This is a genomic window from Rhodococcus sp. RS1C4, from assembly GCF_002258225.1.
Lineage (GTDB): Bacteria > Actinomycetota > Actinomycetes > Mycobacteriales > Mycobacteriaceae > Rhodococcoides > Rhodococcoides fascians_E.
Map to the genome: position 1 here is coordinate 1 of NZ_NOXZ01000015.1, position 9,941 is coordinate 9,941.

Annotated in this window: 6 protein-coding genes; 4 read left to right on the plus strand and 2 right to left on the minus strand. The window is 64.8% G+C overall.

From position 1 onward, the window contains the following. The first annotated feature begins 186 nt into the window (after positions 1-186). From trmB to CH289_RS06615, 4 genes are all read left to right on the plus strand, one after another. On the plus strand, positions 187-966 hold the full coding sequence (gene trmB / locus CH289_RS06600) for a tRNA (guanosine(46)-N7)-methyltransferase TrmB (RefSeq protein ID WP_094727609.1): 780 nt from the start codon (positions 187-189) through the stop codon (positions 964-966). Beyond that, positions 963-1,667: an NYN domain-containing protein gene (locus tag CH289_RS06605; protein ID WP_019665556.1), complete on the plus strand. Its 705-nt coding sequence runs from the start codon at positions 963-965 to the stop codon at positions 1,665-1,667. The genes trmB and CH289_RS06605 overlap by 4 nt, the downstream gene beginning before the upstream one ends. Then, on the plus strand, positions 1,668-5,228 hold the full coding sequence (locus tag CH289_RS06610) for an MMPL family transporter (protein WP_094727610.1): 3,561 nt from the start codon (positions 1,668-1,670) through the stop codon (positions 5,226-5,228). Between the two features lie 209 nt (positions 5,229-5,437). After that, a complete protein-coding gene (locus CH289_RS06615) occupies positions 5,438-7,597 on the plus strand; it encodes an MMPL family transporter (RefSeq protein ID WP_094727611.1) in 2,160 nt (719 codons plus the stop codon). 62 nt (positions 7,598-7,659) lie between these two features. On the opposite strand, the gene CH289_RS06620 is transcribed toward CH289_RS06615, so the two are convergent. Further along, positions 7,660-9,174, minus strand: a complete 1,515-nt coding sequence (locus CH289_RS06620; protein ID WP_094727612.1) for a DUF2339 domain-containing protein — start codon at positions 9,172-9,174, stop codon at positions 7,660-7,662. A 519-nt stretch (positions 9,175-9,693) separates the two neighbouring features. Further along, the coding region (locus CH289_RS28495) for a hypothetical protein (protein ID WP_218828456.1) at positions 9,694-9,941 on the minus strand (248 nt) is incomplete at its 5' end.

The window sequence follows — 9,941 nt, forward strand, 5'->3', positions numbered from 1 at the left end:
CACCCGCACTGTCCCCACCCATGTGATCCCCCTTCACATCGTCACGCGTGCGCGGTCCCCACCCCGTCGCGCCGGGCAATTCTGGCACACATTCGGCGACACGGGCGTGAGGTTGCGGGCTCTGGCCTGCGCCTTCACGGCAAGTCTCAACTTCAACTCGAGACCCACCTGTCACACAGTCCGTCGATGCGCGACAATGGTGCGGTGAACGACGCACGGAGCACAGCCAAACATCTCGATTCGGAGACCCCGGACACGCCGGACGTGGCCGGTGGAGAGTCGAATCGAGGCTCTCGGCTGTACCCGCGCGTCACCAGTTTCCGGTCCAGGCGCGGCGCGTTGACCGATGCCCAGCAGACCACGTGGGATTCGCTGTGGCCGCGCATCGGCCGTGACGTCGCCGACGAGAAGATCGACGTCGACGCCTGGTTCGGTCGTTCCGCTCCGGCGATCCTCGAGATCGGATCGGGAACCGGAACTGCAACGACGTCCATGGCCAAGGCCGAGCCGCACGTCAACCTGATGGCGGTCGAGGTCTACCGGCCCGGGTTGGCTCAGACCCTTCAGCAGATCGAGCGCGACGACATCGAGAACATCAGGCTGCTCCGCGGCGATGCGATGGACGTTCTGGAGAACATGTTGACGCCCGAGTCGCTGACCGGGGTCCGCGTGTTCTTCCCCGACCCCTGGCCGAAGGCGCGTCACCACAAGCGCCGCCTGTTGCAGGCCCCCACGTTCGCGATGATCGTCGACCGTCTGAAACCTGGCGGAGTACTGCACGTCGCGACCGATCACGCAGACTATGCGGAGTGGATTGCCGAAGCCGGGAACGCAGAGCCCGGTTTGACCGTTCTCGACTGGGAATCTCCGATGACACACGAGCGGCCCGTCACCAAGTTCGAGGGCAAAGCCCAACTGGTGGGTAGCTCGGTGACGGAGCTGATATGGGGGAAGAGTCCACGATGACGTACAGCGAGCAGAGCGTCGACACGTCGCTGGCCCCGATCCCGAACATCGACACGGGTGATACTCGACACACCAGACGAGTGCTCCTCGTGTGGGATGCGCCGAATCTCGACATGGGCCTCGGCGCGATTCTCGGCGGTCGGCCGACGGCTGCCTACCGCCCGCGATTCGATGCGCTGGGCCGATGGCTGCTTCAACGGACGGCGGAACTGTCCGCCACCGGCACGTCGACGCTCGAACCCGAGGCGACGGTGTTCACCAACATCGCCCCTGGCAGCGCCGATGTGGTTAGACCGTGGGTCGAAGCATTGCGTAACGTGGGTTTCGCGGTGTTCGCCAAGCCGAAGGTCGACGAGGACAGTGATGTCGACGCCGACATGCTGGACCACATCGAGCTGCGTAATCGCGGCGGCGGGCTGGCCGGCGTCATGGTCGCGTCTGCGGACGGACAAGCGTTTCGCGAGCCGTTGGAGGACATCGCTGCAACTGGCGTACCCGTTCAGGTGCTCGGATTCCGTGAGCACGCAAGCTGGGCGGTGACGTCGGAGACGCTGGAGTTCCTCGACCTCGAGGACATCCCCGGCGTCTTCCGTGAGCCTCTGCCACGGGTGAGCCTGGACTCGCTCCCGGACGAGGGCGCATGGTTGCAGCCGTTCCGCCCACTGTCCGCCCTGCTCGTCGGGCGCCAAGGAGTTTCTTAAGTGTTCGCCAGATGGGGAGATCTCGTCTACCGCTTGCGGTTCACGGTCATCGGAGTCATGGTGGCCGCGCTTCTGGGCTTCGCCGCATACGGCCTCGACCTGAACGACCACCTGAGCCAGAGCGGTTGGGACGACCCGGGCTCCGAGTCGGTGCAGGCCGCGCGCCTCGCCGATCAGACGTTCGGCCGCGACAAACAGGGCGACGTGATCGTGCTGTACACGGCGCCCGAGGGCAAGACCGTCGACGATCCGGAGTTCAACGCCAAGGTCACCGACAGTCTCAACTCGCTCGTCGCGAACAACCCCGAGCAGATCGAGAAGATCAACGGCACCTACTTCCGGGTCGACGGTGTGGTCAGCGTCAATGCCCTGGCGACCGAAGACCGCACCCACGCGATCGCCAGCATCGCGATGCTCGGCGACAACGACACCGAACTCACCAACAATTTCCAAGCCGTCAAGGACGTCTTCTACATAGACGGCGTCGACGTGCAGGTGACGGGACTGCAAGCCGTCGCGGGTGCCCTGCAATCGACCATGGCGGGCGACATCCACCGCATGGAGCTGCTGGCCATCCCGGCTGTCGCAGTGCTGCTGTTCTTCATCTTCGGTGGCGTCGTCGCCGCGGCCCTTCCGCTGATCGTGGGCGGCCTGACCGTCGTCGGCGCCAACGGCATCGTCAAGGTCTTCACCAATTTCACCGAGGTCAACAGCTTCGTCGCGCCTGTGGTCTCGCTCGTCGGACTCGGTCTCGCGATCGACTACGGACTGTTCATCGTGTCGAGATTCCGCGAGGAACTCGGTGACGGCTATTCGACGAAGCAGGCTGTTCGACGGTCGGTCATGACCGCGGGTCGGACGGTCGTCTTCTCGGCGACGATGATCGTCGCCAGCCTCGGCGGCCTGCTGCTGTTCCCGCAGGGCTTCCTCAAATCGGTGGCCTACGGATCGATCGCGACGGTGGCCCTCGCGGCTCTCACCGCGGTCACGATCCTGCCTGCCATCCTGGCAATCCTCGGGCCACGGGTCGACGCGCTGGGCTTCAAGTTCATGCGCAAGACCAAGTCGTCCGAGGAAATCGAGAACGGCATGTGGGGAAAGCTGACCCGGTGGGTCATGCGCAACCCGCTGAAGGTCACGATTCCCATCGTCCTCGGTCTGGTACTGCTGACGCTGCCCGTCGGCAACATCAAGTTCGGCGGCATCAACGAGACCTACCTGCCGCCGGACAACGTCACCCGCCAGGCCCAGAACGAGTTCGACGAACTGTTCCCCGGCCAGCGCACCGAGCCGATCAAGGCCGTCATCGAGAACGCGCAGGGTCCGAACCTCGCTGCGATCACCAGCCAACTCAACGAGGCTCCCGGCCTGATCGAGAAGTTCTCCCCGACCGGCGCCAGCAAAGACGGCATCATCGTCTTCAAGGCAGGCCTCGTCGATCGAAACGACTCGAAGCCCGCCATCGACTACCTGCGCAGCATCGATGTCCCCGAGGGCTCGTCGGTGCAGATCACCGGCACTCCGGTGATCGAACAGGACTCCATCGCGGCCCTCATCGACAACTTGCCGCTGATGGCGATACTCGTCGTGTTCGTCGTGACGCTGCTGATGTTCCTGACGTTCGGATCGTTGGTGTTGCCGATCAAGGCAGTGCTCATGACGACGCTGGGACTCGGCGCGACGATGGGCATCCTGACGTGGATCTTCATCGACGGCAACGGCGCCAGCTTCATGAACTTCACACCCGGGCCCATCATGGCCCCGGTGCTGGTGTTGATCATCTCGATCGTGTTCGGATTGTCGACCGACTACGAAGTCTTCCTGCTCTCACGCATGGTCGAGGCCCGGGAGAGAGGTGCGTCCACGAGCGAAGCCATCCGCGTCGGAACCTCGCATACCGGACGCATCATCACCGCGGCGGCTTTGATCCTCATCGTCGTGACCGGCGCATTCGCGTTCTCCGACTTGGTGATGATGAAGTACATCGCCTACGGAATGATCGCCGCGCTCATCATCGACGCCACCCTCATCCGCATGTTCCTCGTCCCGGCGACCATGAAACTCCTGGGCGACGACTGCTGGTGGGCACCGAAATGGATGAAGCGAATCCAGGAGAAGCTCGGCCTCGGCGAGACCATCCTCGAGGACGAACTGATGCCTACCGACGTCCCCGAACTCGCCACCGCAGGCGCACCGGCACCCGTCGCACCCCCGGTGCGCACCGCCCCACGCCGAAGCGAACCGCTGACCGAACCGATCCCCGTCGTCGCACCGACAGGATCCGGGCCGATCCGCGCAACGCACGCCGCCCGAGAGGACGACCGCCGATCCGCCACCGGCAGGCCGTCCGCAGCCCCCGAAACTCAGGATCACTCCGCCGGCTCCGCTCCCAGCCCCCTGGGTCACTCCGCAGGCTCCGCTCCCAGCCCCCTGGGTCACTCCGCAGGCTCCGCTCCCAGCCCCCTGCCGCCGGCTACCCAGAAGCAACCCGCCGTCGAGAGGCCGACACCTCCACCGGTGCCGCGGGCCGAACCTCCGAAGCGCGAACCGGTCCGCGCACAGAGCAACCGAAGCTCCTCCCCCGACCCACGGTCCATCGAGAGTTGGTTGGCCGACCTTCGTGCGCCGTCGGAGCCACAGAAACCCGAAACGCCGAAACCCGAAACGCAGGCTCCCGTCGGCTCGACAACGGACAACACCCGCGCCGACGCCGACCGGACGTCCGTCAACGCATCCAGTCGGTCGGACGAACCACGCCGCAACGGTTCAGCTGCGTACGGCGCAACACCGAACGGCTCGGGAACCAACGGCTCCGGCGCGAACGGATCCGGCACACATGGCTCCGGCACGAACGGCTCGGGCACGAACGGCTCGGGCACGAACGGCTCGGGCACGAACGGCTCCGGACGAAACAGCTACTACGGCTCCGGCGTCAACGGCAGCGGCTCGAACGGCAACGGTTCGAACGGCCGCAGTTCCTCCGCGTCGGGCAGCAACGGCTCGGGATACGGCTCCAGCAACGGTTCCACTGAAGGCTCCAACGGTTCCGGCCATGGCTCCAACGGCTCGGGTTACGGTTCCGCCGGCTCCAACGGCTCGGCGTATGGCGCGCGCGGCACCGGCCAGCCGCCGGAAGCAGGGCCGACCGCGCCGAGGACCGGCGGGATTCGCGGGTACTCGCAGGATCAGAGCCGTGACGCCGAGGCTTCTTCTGCAGCGTCACGCCCGGAGACCCCGCAACCGGAACAGCCGACGCCGCCGCGCACGCAGGCCGCTCCCCGGGCTCGCTACGACATTTCGACGCGCAATGCTCCACGCACCCCAGCGCCGGAGGATCAGTCGACCAGGTCGTGGCCGGCACCGACACCGACACCGACACCGACACCGACACCGACACCGGACGAGCGTCCGGCAGGTTCGTCACGTCGTTCGGACGAACAGACTGCCCCGGCCGACGGTAATTCCAGTACCGAGGACCCGGACAGCGGTCGACACCGCGGAGGCGACAGCCGTCAGGCACTGAGCGTCAGCGAGCTGTTGGCGCGCGAGCGTCGCAAGTAACGAATCTTCACCATGTCGAAGGCCACCCGAGGCGGCTCGGGTGGCCTTCGTCGTGTTCGGGCACAGATTCGTCGGGCAGCATTGTTCGGTGTCACAACGCTCGATCGGAACGTCGGCGCATTCTCGGCCGTTGTCCCCTAGGACCCCGCCACGCTGCACGTTCGTCGGCGTCGGTGGCCGATTTTCGACGACAACGAGGAGCAGACTGAGTGTTCGCCACCTGGGGAGATCTCGTCCATCGCTGGCGGTACACGGTGTTGGGTGTGATGGTCGCGGGCCTCCTCGCGATGGCTGCGTACGGAGTGGGTTTCGAGAACCATCTGAGCCAGGGCGGGTTCGACGATCCAGGTTCGGAATCGGTGGCTGCGGCTACGCTCGCCGACTCCACGTTCGGACGCGACACCGAGGGCGACGTCATCGTTCTGTACACCGCGCCCGAGGGCAAGACCGTCGACGATCCGGCCTTCACCGCGGCCGTGACGAAGAGCCTCGGCTCGCTCGTCGCCGACCACCCGGACCGAATCGCCAAGATCAACGGCACCTACTTCCAGGTCGACGGCGTCGTCAGCGCTGCGGCGCTCGCGACCGAGGACAAGCGTCACGCGATCGCCAGCATCGCCATCGTCGGAGACGACGACACCGAGCTGACCAACAACTTTCAGGACGTGAAGGACGCGTTCTACATTCCTGATATCGACAGCCAGGGCGGTGATGTCCAGGTGACCGGTCTGCAGGCGGTGGCAGGGGCCCTGCAGTCGACGATGTCCGAAGACATTCACCGGATGGAAATCCTCGCCATCCCTGCTGTCGCGGTTCTGCTGTTCTTCGTCTTCGGCGGTGTGGTCGCTGCGGCGCTGCCGTTGATCGTGGGTGGCCTGACGGTTGTCGGCGCCAACGGAATCGTGCGCCTGTTCACCGATTTCACCGAGGTGAACACTTTTGTCGCCCCGGTCGTCTCGATGGTCGGTCTCGGTCTCGCCATCGATTACGGCCTGTTCATCGTCTCGCGTTTCCGTGAAGAACTCGGAGACGGTCGCACCACCGCGGACGCCGTGAAGAGGTCGGTCATGACGGCCGGGCGAACGGTGGTCTTCTCGGCGACGATGATCGTGGCCAGCCTGGGCGGTCTCCTGCTCTTTCCGCACGGGTTCCTCAAATCGGTTGCCTACGGGTCGATTGCGACTGTTGCGCTTGCCGCCCTGACCGCGGTGACGGTGCTTCCCGCGCTCCTCGCAATTCTCGGGCCACGCGTGGACGCGTTGGGTCTGAAGTTCATGCGAAAGACCCGCTCGTCCGAGGAAATCGAGAACGGGATGTGGGGCAAGCTCACTTCCTGGGTCATGCGGCGTCCGATCAAGGTGGCCGTGGTCATCGTTCTCGGCCTGCTGGTACTGACTCTTCCCGTCGGGAAGATCGAGTTCGGCGGAATCAACGAGACCTACCTGCCGCCGGACAACCCCACACGCGTCGCCCAGGCTCAGTTCGACGAGTTGTTTCCCGGGCAACGTACCGAGCCCCTGAAGTTGGTCATCGAGGGCGCGCAGGGATCTTCGCTCGGGCAGATCACCAAGCAGGCGAACGAGGCACCCGGTCTCGTCGAGAAATTCTCACCGACGGGCACCAGCAAGAACGGCATCATCGTCTTCAAAGCTGGTCTCGAAGACAGGAACGAATCGTCCGAGGCAATCGAGTACCTACGCGGACTCGAGGTTCCCGACGGCGCGACGGTATCCGTAACCGGAACTCCTGCAATCGAATACGACTCCATCGAGGCATTGGAGGAAAGACTTCCACTGACGGCGGTCCTCGTCGTCCTCGTTGTGACGTTGCTGATGTTCTTGACATTCGGATCGCTGGTCCTGCCCATCAAAGCCGTCCTCATGACCGCCCTGGGGCTCGGTGCGACGATGGGGATCCTCACCTGGATCTTCATCGACGGCCACGGTGCGAGCCTGATGAACTTCACACCCGGTCCGATCATGGCGATGATTCTGTTGTTGATCGGCGCCATCGTGTTCGGATTGTCCACTGATTACGAAGTGTTCCTGCTCTCACGGATGGTCGAAGCGCGGGAGAAGGGTGCCAGCACCACGGACGCGGTGCGCATCGGGACAGCCCATTCGGGGCGAATCATCACTGCTGCGGCGCTGATTCTGATCGTCGTCACCGGGTCGTTCGCATTCTCGGACTTGGTGATGATGAAGTACATCGCGTACGGGATGATCGCCGCACTCATCATCGACGCCACGGTCATTCGGATGTTCCTCGTGCCGTCGGTCATGAAGCTGCTCGGCGACAGCGCCTGGTGGGCACCGAAGTCAATGAAGAAAGTTCAACAGAAGCTGGGTCTCGGCGAGAAGTACCTGTAGACCAGCGCTACCCGTCGCAGCTCCTGAGCAGCAGGAACCGCGACGGGTAGCGTCGTGCTGATTCAGCTCGCGGCGCGGTCGGCGAACACCTTTGCGTAGCGTGTGCCTGCGAAGAGCAGCAGCAGTCCGACAACGATGAAAGCTCCGACTCGGAACAGTCCGTCCAAGGCCACGAGGTCGAAGAGGAACAGTTTCGCGACGGACACCGCGGTCAGAGACAGTCCGGCCAACAGTGCAGTGTGCGCGTACTTTTCGCTCTTGAGGCCGAAAGCCAGCAGTGCCATCGCGATCGCCATGGCTTCGATGGTTGCGGCGCAGTGTCCGGCGACGAATCCGGTGGTTCCGCCGATCGCCGCCACACCCAGGGCAACCGTTGCCGACGCCAGTGCGTAGAGAGACGCCAGTCCGGCAACCACCGAGCACGCTTGCGCGTTCTTATCCACGATCTTCAGCTGGATACCGACCATTACCAGTCCGGCCGATACGATCGCGAGAAGCACGCCAGCGAGCACGACACTTAATTCGTCTGTTGCATAACGCGCATCCATCATCGCTGCGGGCGGGGAGACCACCAGATATCCCAGTGCACCGAACAGGCCGAACGCCAGGGCCGAGTAGTACGCCGGCTTCGAGGTTCCGCGGTGCGCCGTAGCGAGCAGTACAGCGGAGACGACCAGCAAAGCGAGCGGCCGCAGTTCGGTTGCCGTCGGTACGAGCACTGCCTGCAGCAGCGCAAGCGAGCCGACGATCGTCAGGATCGTACGGGCGAGGGCAGGCAACCAGGAGACCATCGCGATCACGACGACGCAGGCTATCGCGACCACACCCTCGACCAAGGTCACTGTCCACGGCTCGAACAGCGTTCCCACCGCGAGGACTGGAACGGCGGATACTCCGGCCATCACCGACGCCATGACGTCGGCTGCATTGCGACGCAACAACTCCACCGAACTACCGACACCGAACGCGGCCACGATCCCCGAAACGATCAGGAGCGGTAATGCGTCGCTCCCCATCACATCCAAGCTGACCGCCTGAGCGATCCCGACGAGGGTGGCCACCACAACGGGGAGCGTCCGCACGGCAGCGAGGTACGGCCAGTCACGGCCGAGCTGCGCAGCGAAGCTCGCGATGAACGTGGCAGTGAAGAACGCGATGAGCGACAACGTGATTCCGCCGGTGACCACCGGCCCACACACCGCAACGCCGGCGAGGATGAGGACTGCCATCGGTTGCGAGCGCCAGGAGACGGCCAGCGCGACGCCTGCCGCCGCGATCCCGAATGCCGCTACGAGTCCGATCGCGGGCTCCAGCCACTCGTAGATGACGGTCACCGCCACGACGTCCAAATAGAGCCCGGCGATACCTGTTGCTGCGGTTGCGATTCCACCGACCCGTCCACCGGATTTGCGGTAGATCCGCGACCCTGCGTACACCAGTGCGACAGAGAAAGCTCCCCCGGCTACGACCCTGAGCTCGGGGCCGAACCATCCGGCCTGTGCCGCGAGCACGAGAAGCATGACCACGCCGACCAGAGTGACTCCTGCACCCGCGACTGCGAGTACGCGGCTGATCACACCGTCGCGTTGCCACCACGGCTCCGACTTCGGCGCAGGCTGCTTCGGGGCCACAGGAGACCTCACCGGCGTCGGAGGCTGCGCCGGCACCTGGGGGCGCACCGGCGTTTGCGGATGTACGGGCGTTTGTGGATGTACGGGCGTTTGTGGATGCATGGATGCAGACTGGTGCGTGGGCGCATGCGGATGGATTTGCTGAGACAAACCCGGGTACGCGTACGGAACTCCCTGCGACGGGTAGTGGACCGCAGGCTGCGAAGCCGGGCTGGGCTGTTCCGTCCGAGGCACAGTCAGCTGGCTCTGCAGGACGCCGAGGTCGCCGGACACTCGGCGCATCTGCTCGCTCAAGGAGGCGAACTGGCTCGCGAGGCCGGAAACCAATCGCGGATCGATCCCTGGTGTTGTCATGCGGTTCAGTGTTGTCGTCGCCCACCCCCGAGTCCTGAGTAGAACTACCCGGGCGACGTGGGTAATTCCTCGGCACCGAGCGACGGCTTAGGCTCGGGCTTGGGCTAGGGCTCAGGCCACGGCGTTGTCCCGCTGCCCTCTGCCAGCTGCCCGCTGCCCGCTGCCCGCTGCCCGCTGCCCGCTGCCCGCTGCCCGCTGCCCGCTGCGATGATCGACCTTGTGGCGCACTGATATTGCTACTACGCATTGCTTTGCTTCTGCGGGCATGACTGTGCGCGGCACACGCGGAGCGTGTGTGCCGCTGGCAGCCTGCTGGTGGTCATCGACCTGGTGGTGGGTCCTGTTCCGGTGGGCTTCGG

Excerpts from the sequence above, each read along its gene's own strand:
- trmB (WP_094727609.1), top strand. The coding sequence starts at position 187 with ATGCGCGACAATGGTGCGGTGAACGACGCACGGAGCACAGCCAAACAT.
- CH289_RS06605 (WP_019665556.1), top strand. The coding sequence starts at position 963 with ATGACGTACAGCGAGCAGAGCGTCGACACGTCGCTGGCCCCGATCCCG.